Source organism: Celerinatantimonas yamalensis, from assembly GCF_046054155.1.
GTDB classification, from domain to species: Bacteria; Pseudomonadota; Gammaproteobacteria; order Enterobacterales; family Celerinatantimonadaceae; genus Celerinatantimonas; species Celerinatantimonas yamalensis.
On sequence record NZ_JBEQCT010000004.1, the window covers coordinates 279,069 to 299,321 of the forward strand.

The following is a 20,253-nucleotide window of genomic DNA, read 5'->3' on the forward strand; positions in this document are numbered from 1 at the left end:
AGCGGGGAGCCGATTCCCCGCGATGTTTAATAACCACGCTTGAGAATGGGTTGTAAAAAGCGCGCGGTATGCGAGCTGCTTTCTTCCACGATGGTTTCTGGGCTGCCAGTGACCAGAATTTCCCCGCCACCTTTGCCCCCCTCAGGGCCCAAATCGATAACCCAGTCGGCAGTTTTGATGACATCCAAGTTATGCTCAATGACCACCACGGTATTGCCTTGATCGCGTAATCGATGGATCACCTTCAGCAGCATCTCGATATCGGCAAAATGCAGCCCAGTGGTCGGTTCATCGAGAATATACAAAGTTGAACCTGTATCACGCTTGCTCAGCTCGCGGGCGAGCTTAATGCGCTGCGCTTCGCCGCCACTTAAAGTGGTTGCCGCCTGACCGAGTTTGATATAGGACAGGCCAACATCCATCAGTGTTTGCAACTTCCGGGCAATGGCTGGAACAGGATCAAAAAACTCGCGCGCTTCTTCGACGGTCATATCCAGACATTCATGGATGCTTTTGCCCTTGTATTTTACTTCAAGGGTTTCACGGTTGTAGCGTTTGCTTTTACAGCTATCACAGGGCACATATATATCGGGTAAAAAGTGCATTTCGACTTTGATGACCCCATCACCCTGACACGCTTCACAGCGGCCGCCCTTGACGTTAAAGCTAAACCGTCCAGGTTTATAACCGCGCGCTCGCGACTCGCCGGTGCCGGCAAACAGTTCTCGAATCGGCGTAAAAATACCCGTGTAGGTGGCTGGATTTGAACGCGGAGTACGGCCAATCGGGCCTTGGTTGATATCCACGACTTTGTCGAGCTTATCAAGACCATGAATGGATTGATAAGGGGCGATGTCATTGCCGTCAGCTTTATTAAGATCGCGGTGGGCAATCTTAAACAAGGTGTCGTTAACCAGTGTTGACTTGCCTGAACCTGAAACCCCTGTTACACAGGTCATTAAACCAATTGGGAACTTAACTGAGACATTTTTTAAGTTGTTACCGCATGCGCCGATAAGCTCCACCCAACCATTATCGGGCTGATGGCGCTCGGTTGGAATTTTGATCTGCTTTTTACCACTTAAATATTGTCCTGTTAATGACTCTGGTTCGTCAATAATCTGCTGCACCGCGCCTTCGGCAATGATTCGTCCACCATGTACCCCTGCCCCAGGACCAATATCAACCACATAGTCAGCAGCGCGAATAGCATCTTCATCGTGTTCCACCACAATGACGGTGTTACCCAGATCGCGCAGGCGAGTGAGGGTGCTTAACAGTCGTTCGTTGTCACGCTGATGCAAGCCAATCGAAGGTTCATCAAGCACATACATCACCCCAACCAGACCCGCTCCAATTTGGCTCGCTAAGCGGATCCGCTGCGCTTCACCGCCAGAAAGCGTGTCGGCACTACGTGACAAAGAGAGATAATCGAGCCCCACGTTGACCAAAAAGGTTAAGCGATCATTGATCTCTTTTAAGATCTTACTGGCGATCTGCGCGCGCTGTCCGGTTAGACTCAGCGTACTGAAAAAGTCTAGTGCCTCGCGAATCGACATATCCGTAATCATCGGTAGGGTGGTTTGGCCGATAAATACGTGTCGTGCTTCTTCTTTTAAGCGGCTCCCATGGCAATGCGGGCAGCTTTGACTACTAATGTATTTTGCTAAGTCTTCGCGCACTGCATTTGACTCGGTCTCGCGGTAGCGGCGCTGCATATTCGGGATCACCCCTTCAAAGGGATGCTCGCGCAGTGTGATATCACCGCGATCGTTGACATATTTAAAGGCTATTTTGGTTTTGCCTGAGCCATAGAGCAGCATCTGTTTGGTGGGATCATCTAGCTCTTGGTAGGGAATATCCAGCGGGAATTTGTAATGTTCGGCTAAGGAGCGCAGCATTTGAAAGTAGTAAAAATTGCGCTTATCCCAGCCTCGAATGGCGCCACCCGATAAACTGATTTCAGCATTTACAATAACTTTTTCGGGATCAAAAAATTGCTCAACCCCTAGTCCATCACAATGCGGACAAGCGCCCGCGGGATTATTAAAGGAAAATAGGCGCGGCTCCAGCTCTTGCATGCTGTAGCCACATACTGGACAGGCAAAGTTAGCTGAAAAAACCAATTCATCCATATTGCCTTCCATTGGCGCAATAATGGCGGTGCCGCCAGACAGCTCAAGGGCGGTTTCAAAAGATTCAGCTAAGCGTTGCTGGAGATCATCGCGAACTTTAAAGCGGTCGACCACCACTTCAATGGTGTGTTTCTTACGTAGTTCAAGCGTTGGCGGATCAGAGAGATCGCAAACTTCCCCATCAATTCTGGCTCGGATAAAACCTTGCGCATTGAGCCCTTCGAGGGTCTTAACGTGTTCCCCTTTGCGTTCTTTAACCACCGGTGCGAGTAACATTAAACGGCTACCGCCAGTGATCGCCAGCACATTATCAACCATTTGGCTGACCGTTTGTGCGGCGAGTGGCTCATCGTGGTGAGGACAGCGTGGTTCACCCACTCGGGCGTATAACAAACGTAAATAATCGTAAATTTCAGTGATGGTTCCAACGGTCGAACGGGGGTTATGCGAGGTCGATTTTTGTTCGATGGAGATAGCTGGAGAGAGCCCCTCAATGTGGTCAACATCGGGTTTTTCCATCAACGACAAAAACTGCCGCGCATAGGCCGATAATGATTCAACATAGCGACGCTGGCCTTCGGCGTAGAGCGTGTCGAATGCCAGTGATGACTTCCCTGAACCGGATAATCCGGTGATGACAATCAGTTTGTCGCGAGGGAGTGTCAAATTGAGGTTTTTTAAGTTGTGGGTGCGTGCACCGCGTATCTCAATATTATCCATATCACCTAAGGCATAGTTCAGTTGACAATCCACCAGTATGGCATAACCCGTCAAATGGAGCATCCTTTGCGTAGCTGTCGATCCGCCTTTTGCCATGCTATGATGCAGACATTTTGTACGATCAACTGATACTTTTAGGAAAAAACGATATGGCTGTAGGAGCAATTTCTGCAACAGAAAAACGTGGGGCTATGTCGCTGGCACTGGTATTCGGGCTACGGATGGCCGGCTTATTTATGATTATGCCGGTGTTGGCGATATTTGCGCGCCATTTAGATGGGTACTCCCCACTCACAGTAGGATTAGCTATTGGTGCCTATGGGTTGACACAAGCCATCTTGCAGATCCCCATGGGTTGGTTATCGGATCGAATTGGACGAAAACCGGTGATCATCACAGGCTTAGTGATCTTTGCCATCGGGAGTGTTGTGGCGGCCTTAAGCCACTCGATGACGGGGGTTATTGCCGGACGTGCGATCCAAGGAATGGGTGCCATTGCCAGCTCGATTTTAGCGCTAGCCGCAGACTTAAGCCGTGAAGAAAACCGGTCTAAAGTGATGGCAACGATCGGCATGAGTATTGGTTTAGCCTTCGCCGCTTCTTTGGTATTTGGTCCGCCATTGGCGAGCTGGGTTGGGTTAAGTGGCATGTTCTGGTTCAGTACTGGGTTTGCCATATTAGGTATTTTAGCTGTATGGCTGGTGGTGCCCAATGTCTCAACGCATGCACCAAAAGGCGAGGTGTCGACGTCGCTGGCTCAGTTTGCACAGGCAATTAAACACCCGCAATTGCTGCGCTTAGATTGGAGTATTTTTGCCTTACATCTTTTATTGACCGCCGAATTTGTGCAATTTCCTGGACGTTTGGTTGAAGCTGGGTTAGCTGCTTCACATCAGTGGTATTTGTATCTGCCCGTGCTATTTGGCTCATTTGTGTTGATGGTTCCAATGCTTATTTTAGCCGCTAAGCGCAATCAACATCGCGGTTACTTCCTTTTGGCACTGGCTATCTTTTTCCTCTCCAACCTTATCTTATTGTTTGCCAGTAGCCTGCCAATGTTAGTGCTCTCCGCCTTGCTCTTTTTCACTGGCTTTAACTATATGGAAGCCTCGTTGCCGGCGATGATCTCCTCGTTAGCGCCTGCTGGACAAAAAGGCGGTGCGATGGGAGTGTACTCAACTTGTCAGTTTATCGGTGCATTTATTGGTGGCTCGATGGCAGGCTTGGTGATGAGCCATTTTGGCCGGATGCCACTGGTTTTGGTTGCCATGTTGGTGGTATTGGTTTGGATGGCCATTGCGATGGGGATCAAAGTACAAAGTGGCCTGAAAAACCACACGATCAGTTATACTCAAAAATTAGACAGTGATGCGCTCGTCAATCATTTGGGACAGTTAGATGGCGTGGTCGAAGTGGTGGTATTGCCTGACGAACAAACGGCTTATTTAAAAGTGAATCATAAGCAGTTTGACTTAGCTTACGCGCAAGCTTTGGTCCATGAATTTGGCCGCGAGGCATAGCGTTAATTCCTATCTTAAAGTTGCTTGCGCTATTTTGAGGTAGGCCGTTGATAAATAAGGCTGGGTGCAGAGGGCTTCGTGCTGAAATCTATATTGTTATGCCGCAAGCAAAGGGAATGACTAAGTGACAGACGCCAAACATCGGCGAGCTCAGATTGTGTTGCTAAGCATCCTCCCTTATAATTTGTCAAATAGATGAGATGAAATGGTCGAGCTTGGTTGACCATTTCGATTCATTATCGATGAGTCATCCAATGAATTGTAAGCAAAGAGGCATGTATGAGTAGTAGAGGTGTAAATAAAGTTATTCTGGTGGGCAACTTAGGTCAGGATCCAGAAGTGCGCTACATGCCAAATGGTGGAGCCGTTGCAAATATTACAGTGGCTACATCTGAGAGCTGGAAAGATCAGCAAGGCCAACAGCAAGAGCGCACCGAATGGCATCGTGTGGTGATGTATCGGCGTTTGGCTGAGATTGCTGGTGAATACTTGCGCAAAGGCTCTAAAGTTTATCTCGAAGGCAAACTGCAAACGCGTAAATGGCAAGATCAGCAAGGTAATGATCGCTACACAACTGAAATTGTTGCCAACGAAATGCAAATGCTCGACAGCCGCGGCGCAAGTCAAGGACAAAGCAGTGGCGCACCTGAGCAAGGTAACTGGGGCAACTCTAATCAAAATCAAGCGGGTGGTTTTAACCAAGGCCAGCCACAACAACAAAACGGCGGGTTTAATCAACAACCAGCAGCGGCGCAACAAGGTGGTTTTTCACCAGCACCAAGCCCGAGTCGGCCAGCCCAACAATCGGCTCCACAGCCAGCACAGCAAAATGCACCGCAGCAGACCTATAATGAACCACCAATGGATTTTGACGACGATATTCCGTTCTAAGCTCACGTATAATTTAAAAGTGTAAATTAAAACGCTTTTAAAAATTAAACATAAAAAACCCAGCGCTATCGCTGGGTTTTTTATGTTTAACACTTTTGATATTTGTATCCCAGTTAATTTACAAGGAGGATTACCGATGCTAACGAAGGATCAAATAAACGAATGACTCTTCGTTACGGATATGGACTCCCCGAACAACTCTTGGAAAGAGCAGCGCATTGAGTGTCGCAAATGAATTGCTTAAATACGCCACAGCATTTATTTGAGGGGAGAGATAATAGCTCAGTCTGAAAATAGAGATGAAAAAGCTGTTTTATTTGAAGATAGTGAAGTCGAACTTGGAGGATGTGGCACCTCTAGTTATTGTTGGTCATTCTATACGACCCTTGAGGTAGGATTGCCTAGATGGAGGGAAGCACTCTCTTGGCTATAGCTTCCATCGTGGGGGCATAAGGTTCGCCATTAGCCGACCATGGCAGCACCTAGATTGGGCCGCTAACGTGACGATATTGCGCCAAGGAAATAACATACGAATCATCACCTCATCCCGAGGGAATAAAAAAGATGGGTGTTTCAGTTTCACCTAGACGCACAGGGATAGCTCCGGTATGCAGCCCCAAGGGAGCCGGTGCGATTTGCAAAGCGAATTTAGTCAAACGAAGGTGTTCAAAAATTTCTTTCAATGAGCAATCAAAAATATGTTGAAAAAATAGTGTAAATATCAGAGTTAAATCATATAAACAGGCGGATTAACTCTTTTAGGCGATTGTGTGGTGATGAGTAAATCAGTATGGTGAAATATTCGCAGATACACATCTCAATGTATCTTCGTAACCGGCGCAACCCAATTGACTACATCGGGGGGCGGTAGCGTGGTTCAACCTAATTAGCTTGTCGTCAAGCTTATTTGTCACCTCACCAAATACAGCACTCATGAATAGACTAGTGATAGCGGCATCGATCGTTTGAATGATATCTGAGCTTATAGGCTCAGATCACTGATCGGCGATATCTACCTTTATAGCCATTTTGCGATGGCGATTGTGAATGCTCTGATTTCTGTATGGATAGACAGTATTATTTGTATATGTGCCATCGCGAGCGCAGATCCGCCCCAACTGATGCGCACTTTGTTATAAACATCATTATAAAAATAAATAAAAATCAATATATTAGTCTAAATGTAAGGTTGGATAATGCGCAACGCGAAGAGAGAAAATGCGCATGCGCATTTATCGCGAGGGTATATTTTGCCAAATAAGACTTAACTGTATGATAGTCCTTTAAAAACAGCTTGCTCACTTTGCCCCCAAAGGGGTGGAATTTGAGCATGCTTCATATAAAAATGTTATATTTTTCAGGATCAGGAATGAAGGTATTCATCAGCCATACCAATGAAGATGCTCATATCGCCATAAAGATACGAAATTATTTGGTGCACAGCGATATCGACGTTTTCGACGATAAAGCTGATATCTCAATGGGGTCGAATTTAGCATCTTCAATTAATGAAGCGATTGATGCTTCAGATGCAGTTTTGTTCATTATCTCGAGAAACACCGATAAGAGCCGGTGGGTTCATCAAGAGATGTCACTTGCGATTAGCAATAAGCTAAACGGTAAATCTGTAAAGCTGATTCCAATAGTTGTAGAGAAAAACTCTGAGATTCCTTTTTTCTTAAAAGATTATCTATATTTAGATATGTCCAGAGGTCAAGACTTCGAAACTGGAATGTCTAGGCTTATTGAAGGTTTGCGAAGTGATAAAAAAACGTCAATTCAACAGGATCTCGAAGCAAAAGTAACTAGCATAGAGATCGAAAAGGAGTTGCTTAAGATAAAAAGTCTTGAGCATGAAGAATTTAGAAAGTTTAAATCCCGTCAGATGTTTTTTATCGCAATGATTGCGACCTTGGTTTCATCTGTTGTTGTATCGATTGGTTTGCTGGGCTGGGTCGCAAAGATCGAGTACTCCAATTTTGAATGGATCATAGCTTTTCTTGTTGGCACTATGGCTTCTATGCTCGGTTCTCTGCTTTACATGCGAAAAGAGAGGCCTCATAAAGATGAGCTGGTGAGAAAAATTGACGAGCTCCACAATTCTCTAAAAGAGATGGAGGCTCGTCATGACAAATAATGAAGAGCTAAATCCCGTAATCCTTGAAAGAGCATCAGAACAACTGAGGCAAGAGAGAGAAACTTTCGATCAAGCTAAATCGCATGACCAATGGTGGTTTATATTGCGATTAGCAATGGGTTTTTCGTCAATAATTTTGCTTGTGGCTGTTATGGTTGTTTCGGTCTATATCCTATTCAACAACACTGATTTCCCTGAATTGGTTGTTACTTCAGCTGGCGCAGCGTTGTTTGTAGACGTACTAGGAATGCTAATTGGTGTGTGGAAAATTGCCCTAAATCCAAAGACTGTCTCCAAACTCCAACCAACAACGCAGTCGTCAATTCCGGATGTCGCTCCATGACAACAAAATATAACAATCAGCTGCAGCGGAGCAATTTACGCTGCGCTCCAATTGCCCGCTGAGCTGGGCGTTAGAACACAAGGTTGAATATGAACTCCAAAGAATCGATTAAATATGAGTTAAATAAGCTTGGTACTGATGCGAAAGATATATCTGATATATTGAAAGGTAAAATAACAGATAAGAGTTTTAAAATTGAATATCAAAAGTGGTATACCAAAGCTATTGGATTAGTCTCATTTCTTGCTCCTGATCGCGCCTCAGAATTTAAATCATATTATGAAATTGATCCTAAAAGAAAATCCTTGTCTTGGGGGACATGGGTAATTCAAGATTATGTCAAAGGAGTCGCTCCAATTCTTAATGGGTTTGATTCAGCAGAACAGGCTGGTATCTGTTTGTTTAATCAACACTCATTATTGCAGTCACTAAATTCAAGAATCGATGGGGTTTTGGCAAATGCAGAATTAAGCATTTATGCAGAAATTAAAGATGCCGAGTTATCGTCATGTAATCAGTTGATTAAAATCAGCCCTAGAGCTGCTGGCGCCCTAGCTGGAGTTGTGCTGGAAGGCTACCTCCAAAAAGTTGCGGAAAATCACAATGTAGTAATTAAGAAAAAGTCACCAACGGTAGCTGATTTAAATGATCCGCTAAAAAAAGAGGAAATATACGATATTCCTACATGGCGTAAAGTCAGCTACCTAGCAGATATTAGAAATTTATGTTCTCATAAAAAAGATGACGAGCCTACAAAAGAGCAAGTTAGAGAGTTAATTGACGGTGTGAATTGGGTTACTAAAAATGTGTTCTAACAAGTCAATTAAAAGGACTAAAAACCGCGGGCTATCTCGCTTCACTCGTATCTTAGCCCACAATTTTTAGCCTCTTATTGAGGCGTTATATTTATAATCAAACTCGGAGTATTTAATGAGGTTGCCTGAACTAAATATCGAGTTAAATCGAAATGAATCACCTCATGTAGTTATTCTTGGTGCAGGAGCCAGTTTAGCTGCTTTTCCTAACGGTGATAAAAATGGTAGAAAATTGCCATTAATGAATAATTTAGTTGAAGTTCTAAATATTCAGTATTTATTTGATAAATATGATGTTAAATATGCCGGTGGCAATTTTGAATCTGTTTACGACAGTTTGGTTAAGTCTGGTAAGCATAATGACTTAGTTAATGATATTGAGCAAGAAGTGGAACGATATTTTCGTGAGATGGAATTGCCCGAAAATCCAACAATATACGATTATCTAATTCTGGGATTGCGTTCAAAAGATATAATTGCAACTTTTAATTGGGATCCATTTTTAGCAAAGGCTTATCAAAGAAATAAAGATATAGTCGGTTTCGACAGTATGCCAAAAATCATATTTCTTCACGGCAATGTTTCTATTGGCTGTTGTGAGGAATGTAGCTCTAAGGGATGGATTGAAAATCGTTGTGATTTTTGTGGAAAACAATTTACTCCATCAAAGTTACTTTATCCGGTTGGTAACAAAGATTATAGTAAAGATCCATTTATACATGCTGAATGGAGTGAATTACAAAGTGTTCTAGAAGCCGCATATCTTGTAACTATATTTGGATACAGTGCTCCAATAACGGATGTTGAAGCGAAAAAATTACTATTAGATACTTGGGCTATAAATCCGGTTAAAAGTCTAGCTATGATCGAAGTTATTGACATTCAAGATGCTGAAGAAGTAAAGGCAAAATGGAAAGACTTTATCGCTAGTGAACATTGTGTAGTTCATAATAATTACTTTAATTCATACTGTGCAATTCATCCGCGAAGAAGTTGTGATGCGTATGCAATGGCGACTTTACGACAAAATCCATGGGAAGATAATCCGTTTTTAAAAAAATGCTCTCTAGAATATTTGCAATTATGGGTTTTACCGCTAGTTTACGAAGAGTCTGAAGGAAAACTCACCAGTAAGGCGGAAGTGAAATAAATATAACAAGTCGAAGCAATTGACAAAAATATATGTCACGAATTTTGGTACCCAAAATATAGCGCCATATATTTTTGCAACTGTTCTCAGCGTTAGTGCGTCAAGCGAAGCTTGATGCATCTTGCAGGGTGAAAGTCCCTGTCAGGTAAGGTTTAACTCACCACCTGTATCGAGTGTTGCGCCTGTGGCGGAGCCGATTTTTTTTTACGGTGAACAAAACAGGTGAAGCGTACACAGAGAATTATGTAGACCATAGGGGATACGTGTCCCTGAAGTGCTGGTATCGCTTCGATAAAGCCAATCTGACTGACGAGGTTTGTAACGCCACCGAAGTCCAAGCAAAGCAACCGTTAAAAGTGAGGTTGCGGCGAGTCAGCGGAGTTATTAAGCCGTGGTATGCATAAAGAGATTCATCAGGAACTTGAGAGAGCCAAGGGGTTCCATAAGGAAATGGTAGGGACGTTTAGCCAAAAGCGAGACCAACGATGATCCTTTGGCAGTCAGACCAGTTCATAGTAGTCCGAGACGGGAAAGCCGATCACATGGCGAAGGGACTGGCAGTTATATCCCGTGTTTAGCAGAGACATAGACCGGACAATGTAGGGCTGGATAAACTATGACAACCGAACTAAACGCGATCACATTTAAATCACAAAGCCACCCCAAACACAGATTTCAGAACCTATATGGATTATTGGGGGAAGATTTACTGTATCAAAGTTGGGGACAGCTCAATAAACATTCTGCATCGGGTATTGATGGCGTCACACTGCCTCAATATAAACAACAACTGGTGAAGAATGTTTCCCGATTAGCGGATGCCCTAAAGCAGAAGTGCTATCGGGCGAATGACATAAAACGGGTTTTCATTCCCAAAGCCAATGGCAAACAACGACCTCTTGGGTTACTGACCGTTGAGGATAAGTTGGTGCAGCAAAGTGTCAGCCAGATCCTGCAAAGTATCTGGGAGGCGGACTTTCTGCGTAATAGCTATGGCTACCGACCGAATAAAAGTGCGCATCAAGCCGTGCAAAGCTTAACGTTAAATCTCCAATACAGTGGTTATGGGTACATTGTAGAAGCCGATATTAAAGGTTTCTTCAATCATCTCGACCACGATTGGTTGATGAGGATGTTGAGTGAACGCATTGATGATAAAGCGATATTAAGCCTCATTAGTCAATGGCTGAAAGCGCGGATCAAAACGCCCGAAGGGGTATTCGAGAAACCGCAGAGTGGTTCGCCACAAGGCGGAATTATCAGCCCAGTGCTGGCGAATATCTATCTCCACTATGCTCTTGATTTATGGTTTGAAAAGAAAGTAAAACCAAGGATGAAGGGGCGAGCGATGTTGATCCGTTATGCGGATGATTTTGTCTGCGCTTTTCAGTATGCGCATGATGCAGAGCGCTTTTATAAGGTGTTGCCGAAACGACTGGCGAAATTTAATCTAGAAGTAGCGGAAGAGAAAACGTCTCTGATGCGCTTCAGTCGATTTCATCCCAGTCGCAAGAGGCAATTTACGTTCTTGGGTTTTGCCTTTTATTGGGCAAAAGATATGAGTGGTAAAGCACACCTCAGAAGGGAAACGAGTACGAAAAAGTACAAGACCAGTCTGAAAGAGTATTACCTCTACATCAAAACCCAACGGCATCAGAAATTGAATCACTGGTTGCCGGGGCTGAGGCGAAAACTGATGGGATACAGAAATTACTTTGGACTGCCGGACAACAGCCGCAGCTGCGACGGGCTCTACAATGACATTGTTCGTAGTCTGTTTAAATGGCTGAATAGGCGAAGTGGACGGAAGAGTTATAACTGGAGTCATTTCAAGACGATGTTAACGTATTATGGATTAGAGCGACCCCGAGTGAGTAAGCGATTTATTCATGTCGACTGGTATCAGGCACGTGTTTAACACGAGTGACTATATAACTGAAGAGCCGGATGCGGTCATTCTGCACGTCCGGATCTGTGTGGGGTCGGTCTGGTAACAGATCGTTCTACCACGATTGCAGCAAGGAGAATTATGAGACAACAGTATCATTTTCGAAGCTCAGATGAAGGGCTGTTATCGTGGGATGTTTTCCGGCTAATTGAACTAGCTAAAGATTTGCCAGTTATCGAAATCTCTCTAGCAGACATCAGTGAGTTAGACGAAGAATTTTGGTTTGAGCTAGGTGGTGCAAAACCAACCTGTAGAAATATTATAGAGCACACGAAACTCATCCAAAAAGCTGACTTATTATACCCAATCATTCTGTGTCATAAAGGTAGGGTAATGGATGGTATGCACAGAGTGTGTAAAGCAGTGTTACTTGGTCACGATACAATCCGAGCAGTCAGGTTTCCTCAATATCTAGCTCCTGATCATGTTGGCATTGAAGCTGATGAGTTACCGTATTAGAAAGCTGCATAACAAACAATTTAAGAGTGATTCGGCACGCGTGGCATTCTCACTATGCGTTGGTTTTAGTGATTAAGGTGGTCTGCGGAAGCATTGGTATTGCGGGCCTCACACCTTAATTGGGCGTTATCTTTCAGAGTGAAAATTGAATGTTGAAATTTGTACCGGCCCAAGATACTGATTCGAAACTGATCTTGAAATACATTAGCGATTTGGCTATTAGCGAAAAATTTCCTTTCCCAATTTCTGTTACTCTATCGGATATAGAGACGAACCTACTAGGTAAAGATGCTGTAGCAAAAGCCGTTATTTTTTATCTAGATGAGAAACCATGCGGATTTGCTGTTTATTACTTTACATTTTCAACTACAACAGGAAAGCGAGGTCTGCATCTGGATGATTTATATGTTGAGCCTAAGTGCCAAGGAAGGGGAGTTGGCAAGAAAGCAATCGTGTATCTGGCTCAAATAGCTAGAGAAAAAGATTGTGCCCGGTTTGAGTGGTGGGCACTTAAAACAAATGACTCTGCAATTAAGTTTTATTTGAATGTAGGAGCTCAAGAATTAGATGAAATTTCAGTATTCCGGTTAAATCAACCTCAAATTGATAAGTTACTAGAAGATAACAAACCAATGCACGCGAAACTCGCGTGATTGAAGCGTTAGGAAGCTAAATGAATATTTGTGCTGTGCTCTTTGATATGGATGGAGTAATGATTGATACCCATCGTTGTGCGTATTCTGTTCTTTCAGAATCAGCAGCCGAGCATGGAGTTCAAATATCTGCTGACGAGATCATGACGCTGGGTAGTTTAAGCGGAATGCAGTTTTGGACGTTTATTAAGGAGAAATATTCGTTAAAGGATTCTGTCGAGGAATTAGTCTCTGGGTATGATGTTCAGAAAGAGATGTCTTTTTACGACTTAATTGGCTTAATGCCTAATCTCGTTAGTGTATTAAAGTTATTGCGTAATGAAGGTTACTTCCTAGGGATGGTTACTAGTGCCAAACCAATCAGGGCCAATCGAATATTGGAAATGATAGGACCAGACTTTGCATTTGATGTAGTTATTACAGCAGATGATGTGTCAGATCATAAACCATCTCCGAAGTGTTATGTCGAAGCGGTAAGCCGTTTAGGTATCAGTCCAAAAGAAGCATTGGTTGTCGAAGACTCATCAAATGGAGCAATTGCAGCTCAGAAAGCGGGTTGTGAGGTTGTAGGTTTTAAAGGCAGTATGTGGGAACACGATAGCTTTAAAGCCGATTACTACATCGAAAATCATGAAGAACTACTTGAAAGTGTGCTTGCTCCTAACAAATAGTAGCACGCAGCCCTTCCGGGCTTTGGACTCAAAACTCACTGGCGTTCGTTTTTCGCCTGTGTACAAAGGCGTTAAACGCCTCTGCAAGTAAAAGGAAAGGCTGGCGATATTTAGCGATTCGGTGCCAATTTAAAGTAATCACCTGCAAGAAAAGTACTTATTCAAAGCTCATTCCGTTCGTTCCTTTTACTTCGTAGAAACTCTGGTAATATCGAGCAAATCAGCTCAGCTTTATAGTCTCTATTCTATAAGTATGGGCTTCGCATAGTGGTAGTCGGCCAGTCAGTGTGTCGCCTGCTTAACAATCGCAGGCAACGGACCGGCTTTAGCCAGCTTCGCTGCACTAACTAAATCCGTCCGCTGCTGCGGGCGTTATATGAATACGCAAAATTTCAAGGTTATCATTTATGAAGAAGTTAGAAAGTGTAGCTTGGGTGTTCAGTTGTGACGACAAGGTGTTGTGCGTAAAAACAAAGGGTAAAGATAAGTATTTTATCCCTGGAGGTAAGTTAGAGGTAAGTGAAACTAATGAAATTGGTCTTGCCCGAGAGATTCAAGAAGAACTCAACATAAAATTAGTACCTTCCAGCATACATCATGTATTTTCAGTGTCAGATATGGCCTATGGTCTTGAAGATACAGAACTGGAAATGCATTGTTATACAGCTGAGTTTACTGGTAATTTGATGCCAGATTCAGAAATCGAATCAATGAAGTGGCTTGATAAATCGCAGTTAAAAATGTGTGCTCCAGCTGCACAAAAGGTTCTTTGGAAAGTACTTAAGTAATTCATATAACAAACAACTCAAAGGGACAAAAACACGCGCGATTTTTGGTTCGGTTTGTTTTTGAGGTTATGGCTGGTTCGGTTGGGTGAATGGGGTTTGGTTTTTTCCCATTAGTTGGGCGTTACATTTTTTGAGGTTGTATGAATTTATCTGAAACTCTATATATCTCTGATTTAGATGGTACGTTACTAAACGATAGTCAATTACTTTCTGAAGGAACCATATCTTATCTGTCAGAGGCTGTTGGGCGCGGTTTGAATTTTACATTTGCCACCGCTAGGTCTATAGCATCAAGTAAATTTGTATTAGACTCTTTGAATCTTAAATTACCGGTAATTCTCTATAATGGTGCTCAGATTTATTGCCCTGTTAAAAAGGAATATATCCATAGCGCCTATTTGGAATCCGAATCTTACCTGCACTACCTAGAAAAATTTCTAGAATCAGGGCTAGAGCCTGTGGTGCACTGTTTAGATGAGAACGATCAGTTACGAGTTTATTTTCAATCTGTATCAAACGATAGTACTGCGAATTGGATTAATTCACGATTAGCAAACGGTGATTCAAGGTTTCGAGTCACCAAGGATTTCTCAGAGATTGATAATTTCAAGGTCATTGAGTTAATGGTTGTTGCTTCACGAAGTCAACTCGATGACTATCAAGTTGAGCTTTCTAATGAGCAACGCATTTCAAATGTATTTTCTGAAGACATTTATTGCAAAGATCATTATTGGCTGGAACTGACCCATGCCAATGCTAACAAAGGTAATGCGGTAGAAGCCTTGAAGGAATATTTACAACTAAAAAATATTGTCTCCTTTGGAGATAATCATAACGACATACCGATGTTTAATAGCTCTAACCACTCGTTAGCTGTTGGTAACTCCAAGAAGGCTGTACAGAAATACGCGAAGGGTGTAATTGAGAGTAATAACGATGATGCTGTAGTATCGTACCTCCGTGAAAATGTAACAATTTGTTGTAATTGACTCGGAAAAGGCCCCTCGCAATTAAACAAAGGCGTTAGGCAATACACTATGAACCCTTCAAAAACAGGAAAAAACTACGACACAATTACAGATCTTTGGTCTGACGATCGCTTCAATATGAAAAATGGAATCGATCAGCACAAAAGAGCGATATCGTTTGTAAAGTCGACAGGCAAGGCTCTCGATGTAGGTTGTGGCCGAACTGGAAGAATAATGGATTTACTGGCCAAAGAGGGCTTTAAGCCTGAAGGTTTAGATGTATCAGAGAAAATGATTGCGCTGGCTCGAAGCCGTAATCCAGAATGGAATTTTTACCACGAAGATATTTGCTCCTATCAGCTATCAGAAAAATATGATTTCATAACTGCTTGGGATAGCATTTGGCACATACCATTGGATGAGCAAGTTAGTGTGATATCAAAGCTGATAAGTGCGTTAAACCTTGATGGCATAATGATATTTTCTTTTGGCGGGGTTAACGAGCCGGGAGATCATTCTGACGATACTATGGGACCAATGATGTACTACTCCTCTATAGGTACAAATGGCTTCATACAGGTATTTCTTGATAATGGTTGTACCATCAAGCACCTAGAGTTTGACCAATATCCAGAGTTGCACACATATATAGTGGCACAAAAAATTGCCTAACAATGCCAGCCAGTGGGATTCCAAAACCGCCGCTTCGCTCTGGTTTTTTCACCCCTGCTGGCGGCATTAGCCATAAATATGGACTCTGATTTGCAGTCTCGACTCTTAAGATCCACAAATAAAGGGAATTATGAATGTATATAAAAGATAGGCACTTTTCGATGTCTGGTAAGAAATGGAATATAAGTGAAGCTGAAGATACTATTCAGGAGATTGCAACAGATGGCATAGATAACTTAAAGTCTGGTTACTTGTGGCCAACGCATCCACTTGACAATGATTCTTCTGTACATGGTTTCTATTTTGGAACTGCTGGAATGAGCTGGGCACTTGATCATTTGAAGCACGAACAAGCCGCTGATATTGATTTTAATCTTGAATTTGCAATTGCTAAGCAGTTAGATAACTGTCAAAGCCAATATTCGAAAATGCGACACTGTGACAATACATCCTATCTATTCGGTGATGTTCCAATCCTGATGATGCAATATAAGTTATCTAAAAATAAAACAATATTAGATGAAATCCACAAGAAAATTATCATTAACAATTCTCAGCCAACACGTGAACTGATGTGGGGTTCTGCAGGAACTATGGTTGCATTAACGCACTTACATCGGTTGCTACCTGATGATCTCCGTTGGAAGAGTACGTTCATAGTCCAAGCAAATAGGCTTTTAAATGAGTTACAAGAAGATGAAAAGTATGGGTTCTTGTGGGAGCCTGACATTTACGGTAAGAAAACTCGTTATCTAGGTCCAGTTCATGGCAACAGTGGAAACTCACTCTCTCTGATTAAAGGCAAGAACTTCCTAAAGGACTCTGAATATGAGCTTTTGTGTGAAAAGGTTATATTAAGCACCGTCAAAACGTCCCTCAGTGACACTAAATATGCTAATTGGCCTGCTGTTGCTGGTAAAACCGAAAAGATGGTTCTTCATCACTGTCATGGAGCACCAGGTATGATCAACGCTCTATCTGAGTTACCGGTGGGTATTAGCAGTGAATTTGACCAAATCATGATTAAAGGGGGTGAGCTTACTTGGAAAGCAGGCCCTCTTCGTAAAGGCCATGGGCTGTGTCATGGTACTGCTGGAAATGGTTTTGCTTTTCTAAAACTCTTTCAACGTACTAATGACGAAATATGGCTTGATAGAGCGAGAACATTTGCAATGGAAGCTATACAACAATATAGGCAGTCTAAAGATCTTTTCCATCAGGGAAGGTACAACCTATGGAATGGTGATGTAGGTTTAGCTATATACATTAATGAATGTTGTAAAGAAACTGCTCGATTCCCGACTATTGATACTTTCTAGTTGAGCAATATGGCTAACAAGCAATTTAAACGGAACATAAACAGTTGGCTATGTTTCGCTCCGCTCCACAATTTTAGCCAACTATTTCTGTCCGCTTAATGTGGGCGTTATGTTTTTCGAATAAATATGGAGCAGTTTTAAGCAATGGAAATAAAAATTTATCAGATTGATGCCTTTGCAGATAATATATTTGAAGGCAACCCTGCCGCAGTATGTCCACTTAATGAGTGGATTTCTGATGAACTTCTTCAAAAAATAGCAGAGGAAAATAATCTATCAGAAACTGCATTTTTTGTAGCTGAAGATGAAGGGTATTCTTTACGTTGGTTTACACCAGAAGATGAGGTTGATCTTTGTGGTCACGCGACTTTGGCTGCTGCCCATGTTCTATTTCAACACTTAGGTTATGTTAAAGAATCTATTTTGTTTTATACAAAAAGTGGTACGTTGGAAGTTGGTAGATCAGATTCAGGTTATAGTATGATCTTTCCTGCCAGTGGTCCTGAAGCTATTGACACTCCTACAGTGTTAAAAGAAGCCTTAGGAGTTATTCCAACTAAAACACTCGTAGCTTTTGATTATATAGTGGTTCTTGATAGTGAGTCTCAAGTTCGGTCTCTCTCTCCTGATTTCGTTAAACTTCAAACCTTAGATTTAAGAGGGGTTGTTGTGACAGCACCAGGTGATGAAGTGGATTTTGTTAGCCGTTGCTTCTTTCCAAAATTAAGAGTTAATGAAGACCCTGTAACTGGTTCTGCACATTGTGAATTAGCGCCATACTGGGCTAAAAAACTAAGTCGTAATAAGCTTACAGGTAAACAGTTATCTAAAAGGACTGGGATGGTTCAATGCGAAGTTATTGGAGATAGAGTTATCCTTTTGGGGAATGCTGTAGATTATATGTCAGGAATAGTTACTATCAAAACATAACAAGAAATTAAACAAGGACAAAAAACAGCGGGCTTTTGTCACTTCGTTCCTATTTTATTTAGCCCACTATTTTTAGCCTCTTAATGAGGCGTTAAATTTAAGGAAGACATGAAACTATTCTCAACACCCAATTCACCGTTTTCTAGAATAGCTCGCATTGCCATCCATGAATTGAGCCTTACAGAAAAAATCGATATAGAGTTTGTTACGGTACGAGACCAAGAAAGTGAACTTCTGAAATATGGTCCATTAGGTAAAGTGCCAGCTCTTCAAGTAGATGGTGAGCTGTTTTCTGATTCTCGAATCATTGTGAATAAGCTCGAATCCCTTGCAGAGTCAGTAAAGTTAACGGCAAGAAGCAACGACTCAGCAAGCCTCTCATTTGAAGGCTTTTGTATTGGGTTTCTTGAGAGCATCTCGATATGGGTTCGAGAGGCGCGCCGAAAACAAGAGTTAATATCTCAGGAGCTTCTTGAAGTTGAAAGAAGTCGAGCCATAAGATGTGTGAAGTATCTAAGCCAAAACATGGAACACCTGAGAAACTCCATATCATTAGCTAGTATTGCGGTAGCTTGTGCCCTTGATTTAGCACAGCGACGCCTCAGCTTTAATGAATTTGAAAAGTACCCAGAGTTAAACGATTGGCTTCAGGAAATATCGAAAAGAAAGTCTTTTCGGTGTACTGAGCCACTACCAATTTAACAATTGTGGGCTTGGGACTCGTTCCTCGCCCCAGCCACAAGCGTTAGGCTCTAAAAAAATTCAAGTGTCATGTCCGAATATGGCGAGTATTAAATAAGTGAGTATTTATAATCAGATCACTTTATATAAATAGGTTTAACAAATGACAACTAATTTTTTGATAAAAGCACTAACTACAGATAGCTTTCATGAGCTAATGCTCAAAAATAATGATGAATTAAAACTTTTTGATGCTGCTTGGTTTACTGTAGATGCTGAACCAGGATATCCGTGTCGTGTTTCTCTCACGGATGCAAAAATTGGAGAGAGAGTGTTAGCCTTATCTTTCTGTCATCATAATGTCAATTCACCTTACAAGGCATCTGGACCAATATTTGTCCGTGAAAAAGCTCAAATGGCTAAATTAGATATTAATGAAGTACCTGAAATGCTAAGACATAGGTTACTTTCAGTAAGAGCTTACAATTCGGGAAAGCTAATGATCGGAGCTGAAGTGGTACAAGGAAAAGTGTTAGAGTCCGCAATTGATAGACAATTTCAGAATAGGGATGTTGAATACATTCACATTCATAATGCAAATCCAGGTTGCTTTAATTGTAGCGTGTATCGAGCCTAACAAGAACATCAAACGGAAAAATTACAACTGGCTGTTTTTCGTTCCTCAAACATTATAGCCAACTATAATTTTCCGCTTATGTAAGCGTTAGCACACAAGGGGAAAGCTTTGAAATTCGCGAGAAAATTTGAATGTTCTAGTTTTGTATTTACTCCAATAGAAACGGGTGATGCTGTGCATTTACTAACCGCAGTGAACTCAGATTTATTTCCTAAGACGCTTCCGTTAGCAAACATTAAAACACTAAACCAAGCTGAAGATTGGTGTTCAAATCGTGCTTCAGACTGGAATATGGATAAATGTTACGTTTGGAGTTGTCGCCGCTTGCCCAATTCCCAAGTTATTGGTCAGGTTACATTGTTTCCTCAGGAAAATCGTTTAGCTTTAGCTTATTGGGTTAATCCGGAATTCTGGGGGCAGGGTTTAGCAACGCAAATGTGCAAGGCTTTGTTATCACATGTTCGCAGTTCGGGTTATCAAGGTAATATTTGGGCAGGTGTCCATTCTTGGAATAGTCGAAGCTCTTCAGTACTAAAGAAATTGGGTTTTGAACAGATAGTTTCTAATAGTGAAAATACAGCGGAGTACAGCTTGGCAATTGTGTGCTAACAAGAGACTATGGCGTCAAGAGTTAATTTTTGGCGCTGTTTGCATCCCACATGCAGCCATCTCTGAGCATAGAATTTAGGATAACTACCATCTTTCTGACGCAAGCAATGATCGCTACTTTTTTAGGTTTTCCTGCGGCTAAAAGTCGTTGATACATCTCTTTAAAAACAGGGTTACATTGCATCGCAGACATCATGGCCATGTACA

The 20,253-nt window shown here is 42.2% G+C and carries 19 protein-coding genes and 1 pseudogene; 18 read left to right on the forward strand and 2 right to left on the reverse strand.

Translation table 11 applies throughout. The annotated features are described in order from the left end of the window. Positions 1–26: 26 nt before the first annotated feature. Entirely contained in the window at positions 27–2,855 is a 2,829-nt protein-coding gene (gene uvrA, locus ABUE30_RS11080) for an excinuclease ABC subunit UvrA (protein ID WP_408623862.1), read from the reverse strand. 149 nt (positions 2,856–3,004) lie between these two features. Between uvrA and ABUE30_RS11085 the strand changes: the two genes are divergently transcribed. The 18 genes from ABUE30_RS11085 to ABUE30_RS11170 all read left to right on the forward strand — a co-directional run bounded on the left by ABUE30_RS11085 (position 3,005) and on the right by ABUE30_RS11170 (position 20,046). Beyond that, complete coding sequence (locus tag ABUE30_RS11085) at positions 3,005–4,375, forward strand: MFS transporter (protein WP_408623838.1); 1,371 nt, start codon at positions 3,005–3,007, stop codon at positions 4,373–4,375. 279 nt (positions 4,376–4,654) lie between these two features. Continuing rightward, positions 4,655–5,266 carry a single-stranded DNA-binding protein gene (gene ssb / locus ABUE30_RS11090; protein ID WP_408623839.1) on the forward strand — a complete coding sequence of 204 codons (612 nt, stop codon included), beginning with the start codon at positions 4,655–4,657 and terminating at the stop codon, positions 5,264–5,266. 1,369 nt (positions 5,267–6,635) lie between these two features. Further along, positions 6,636–7,403: a toll/interleukin-1 receptor domain-containing protein gene (locus tag ABUE30_RS11095; protein WP_408623840.1), complete on the forward strand. Its 768-nt coding sequence runs from the start codon at positions 6,636–6,638 to the stop codon at positions 7,401–7,403. Beyond that, positions 7,393–7,746, forward strand: coding sequence for a hypothetical protein (locus ABUE30_RS11100; RefSeq protein ID WP_345416687.1), 354 nt, complete (start codon positions 7,393–7,395; stop codon positions 7,744–7,746). Before ABUE30_RS11095 ends, ABUE30_RS11100 begins: the two co-directional genes overlap by 11 nt. Positions 7,747–7,835: 89 nt before the next feature. After that, positions 7,836–8,561 (forward strand): DUF4145 domain-containing protein, encoded by a 726-nt coding sequence (locus tag ABUE30_RS11105; protein ID WP_408623841.1) that lies wholly within the window; start codon positions 7,836–7,838, stop codon positions 8,559–8,561. Between the two features lie 115 nt (positions 8,562–8,676). After that, the gene (locus ABUE30_RS11110) at positions 8,677–9,711 is read left to right on the forward strand and encodes an SIR2 family protein (protein WP_408623842.1); all 1,035 of its coding nucleotides are present in this window, start codon (positions 8,677–8,679) and stop codon (positions 9,709–9,711) included. 616 nt (positions 9,712–10,327) lie between these two features. Further along, positions 10,328–11,629, forward strand: coding sequence for a group II intron reverse transcriptase/maturase (ltrA, locus tag ABUE30_RS11115; RefSeq protein ID WP_408623843.1), 1,302 nt, complete (start codon positions 10,328–10,330; stop codon positions 11,627–11,629). 111 nt (positions 11,630–11,740) lie between these two features. Continuing rightward, positions 11,741–12,118 (forward strand): hypothetical protein, encoded by a 378-nt coding sequence (locus tag ABUE30_RS11120; RefSeq protein ID WP_408623844.1) that lies wholly within the window; start codon positions 11,741–11,743, stop codon positions 12,116–12,118. Between the two features lie 149 nt (positions 12,119–12,267). Continuing rightward, positions 12,268–12,771, forward strand: a complete 504-nt coding sequence (locus tag ABUE30_RS11125; protein WP_408623845.1) for a GNAT family N-acetyltransferase — start codon at positions 12,268–12,270, stop codon at positions 12,769–12,771. Positions 12,772–12,791: 20 nt separating this feature from the next. After that, the gene (locus ABUE30_RS11130; RefSeq protein ID WP_408623846.1) at positions 12,792–13,442 is read left to right on the forward strand and encodes an HAD family hydrolase; all 651 of its coding nucleotides are present in this window, start codon (positions 12,792–12,794) and stop codon (positions 13,440–13,442) included. Positions 13,443–13,849: 407 nt separating this feature from the next. Further along, on the forward strand, positions 13,850–14,230 hold the full coding sequence (locus tag ABUE30_RS11135) for an NUDIX hydrolase (RefSeq protein ID WP_408623847.1): 381 nt from the start codon (positions 13,850–13,852) through the stop codon (positions 14,228–14,230). A 140-nt stretch (positions 14,231–14,370) separates the two neighbouring features. After that, positions 14,371–15,219 (forward strand): HAD family hydrolase, encoded by an 849-nt coding sequence (locus ABUE30_RS11140; RefSeq protein WP_408623848.1) that lies wholly within the window; start codon positions 14,371–14,373, stop codon positions 15,217–15,219. A gap of 48 nt (positions 15,220–15,267) precedes the next feature. Further along, complete coding sequence (locus tag ABUE30_RS11145) at positions 15,268–15,870, forward strand: class I SAM-dependent methyltransferase (protein ID WP_408623849.1); 603 nt, start codon at positions 15,268–15,270, stop codon at positions 15,868–15,870. Positions 15,871–16,031: 161 nt separating this feature from the next. Beyond that, positions 16,032–17,189, forward strand: a complete 1,158-nt coding sequence (locus ABUE30_RS11150; protein WP_408623850.1) for a lanthionine synthetase C family protein — start codon at positions 16,032–16,034, stop codon at positions 17,187–17,189. Between the two features lie 144 nt (positions 17,190–17,333). After that, positions 17,334–18,119, forward strand: a complete 786-nt coding sequence (locus ABUE30_RS11155) for a PhzF family phenazine biosynthesis protein (RefSeq protein WP_408623851.1) — start codon at positions 17,334–17,336, stop codon at positions 18,117–18,119. 108 nt (positions 18,120–18,227) lie between these two features. Continuing rightward, the gene (locus ABUE30_RS11160) at positions 18,228–18,821 is read left to right on the forward strand and encodes a glutathione S-transferase family protein (RefSeq protein ID WP_408623852.1); all 594 of its coding nucleotides are present in this window, start codon (positions 18,228–18,230) and stop codon (positions 18,819–18,821) included. Between the two features lie 142 nt (positions 18,822–18,963). Continuing rightward, positions 18,964–19,437 carry a DUF1203 domain-containing protein gene (locus ABUE30_RS11165; RefSeq protein WP_408623853.1) on the forward strand — a complete coding sequence of 158 codons (474 nt, stop codon included), beginning with the start codon at positions 18,964–18,966 and terminating at the stop codon, positions 19,435–19,437. 108 nt (positions 19,438–19,545) lie between these two features. Next, positions 19,546–20,046, forward strand: a complete 501-nt coding sequence (locus ABUE30_RS11170) for a GNAT family N-acetyltransferase (RefSeq protein WP_408623854.1) — start codon at positions 19,546–19,548, stop codon at positions 20,044–20,046. 22 nt (positions 20,047–20,068) lie between these two features. Here ABUE30_RS11170 and ABUE30_RS11175 read toward each other — a convergent pair. Then, a pseudogene (locus ABUE30_RS11175) lies at positions 20,069–20,253 on the reverse strand (IS110 family transposase); the annotation flags it as partial.

Coding starts and splice junctions, on each gene's coding strand:
- ABUE30_RS11130 (WP_408623846.1), top strand. CDS start 12,792: ATGAATATTTGTGCTGTGCTCTTTGATATGGATGGAGTAATGATTGAT.
- ABUE30_RS11140 (WP_408623848.1), top strand. CDS start 14,371: ATGAATTTATCTGAAACTCTATATATCTCTGATTTAGATGGTACGTTA.
- ABUE30_RS11125 (WP_408623845.1), top strand. CDS start 12,268: ATGTTGAAATTTGTACCGGCCCAAGATACTGATTCGAAACTGATCTTG.
- ABUE30_RS11150 (WP_408623850.1), top strand. CDS start 16,032: ATGTCTGGTAAGAAATGGAATATAAGTGAAGCTGAAGATACTATTCAG.
- ABUE30_RS11095 (WP_408623840.1), top strand. CDS start 6,636: ATGAAGGTATTCATCAGCCATACCAATGAAGATGCTCATATCGCCATA.
- ABUE30_RS11165 (WP_408623853.1), top strand. CDS start 18,964: ATGACAACTAATTTTTTGATAAAAGCACTAACTACAGATAGCTTTCAT.
- ABUE30_RS11155 (WP_408623851.1), top strand. CDS start 17,334: ATGGAAATAAAAATTTATCAGATTGATGCCTTTGCAGATAATATATTT.
- ABUE30_RS11100 (WP_345416687.1), top strand. CDS start 7,393: ATGACAAATAATGAAGAGCTAAATCCCGTAATCCTTGAAAGAGCATCA.
- ABUE30_RS11145 (WP_408623849.1), top strand. CDS start 15,268: ATGAACCCTTCAAAAACAGGAAAAAACTACGACACAATTACAGATCTT.
- uvrA (WP_408623862.1), bottom strand. CDS start 2,855: ATGGATAATATTGAGATACGCGGTGCACGCACCCACAACTTAAAAAAC.
- ABUE30_RS11105 (WP_408623841.1), top strand. CDS start 7,836: ATGAACTCCAAAGAATCGATTAAATATGAGTTAAATAAGCTTGGTACT.
- ltrA (WP_408623843.1), top strand. CDS start 10,328: ATGACAACCGAACTAAACGCGATCACATTTAAATCACAAAGCCACCCC.
- ABUE30_RS11120 (WP_408623844.1), top strand. CDS start 11,741: ATGAGACAACAGTATCATTTTCGAAGCTCAGATGAAGGGCTGTTATCG.
- ABUE30_RS11135 (WP_408623847.1), top strand. CDS start 13,850: ATGAAGAAGTTAGAAAGTGTAGCTTGGGTGTTCAGTTGTGACGACAAG.
- ABUE30_RS11085 (WP_408623838.1), top strand. CDS start 3,005: ATGGCTGTAGGAGCAATTTCTGCAACAGAAAAACGTGGGGCTATGTCG.
- ssb (WP_408623839.1), top strand. CDS start 4,655: ATGAGTAGTAGAGGTGTAAATAAAGTTATTCTGGTGGGCAACTTAGGT.
- ABUE30_RS11160 (WP_408623852.1), top strand. CDS start 18,228: ATGAAACTATTCTCAACACCCAATTCACCGTTTTCTAGAATAGCTCGC.
- ABUE30_RS11110 (WP_408623842.1), top strand. CDS start 8,677: ATGAGGTTGCCTGAACTAAATATCGAGTTAAATCGAAATGAATCACCT.